Source organism: Bacillus sp. SIMBA_005 (genome assembly GCF_046535585.1).
GTDB lineage: Bacteria > Bacillota > Bacilli > Bacillales > Bacillaceae > Bacillus > Bacillus pumilus.
The window spans coordinates 1-255 of sequence record NZ_JAWRWI010000742.1; the positions used below are offsets into that span (position 1 = coordinate 1).

1 protein-coding gene is annotated in these 255 nt (G+C 68.6%); it reads right to left on the reverse strand.

Translation table 11 applies throughout. The annotated features are described in order from the left end of the window. Nucleotides 1-41: 41 nt before the first annotated feature. On the reverse strand, nt 42-255 hold a 214-nt coding region (locus tag SB660_RS22040), incomplete at its 5' end, for a hypothetical protein (protein WP_410584590.1).

A 255-nucleotide genomic window follows, 5' to 3' on the forward strand; every position in this document is an offset into this window, starting at 1 on the left:
TCGTGAACCGGCCGCGTCTGGCGCGACGGTCGAACAGGAATTCAGGGCGTCCGGACTGCCTGCAGCGACGGCGGCGTGCCACCGGCCTTCTGGCTGCGGTACCACGCGAGCGCGGCGGCTTCGCCGTCGGTTTCGATGCGACGGGTGAACTCGAGCACCAGCTGCGATTCGCGCGACTCGAATGCGTCCAACGCGTTGTTCAGCGAGCGGATCAGCTGGGCCGCATCGTCGTCGCTCATGCCGCTCGCCTGCTGC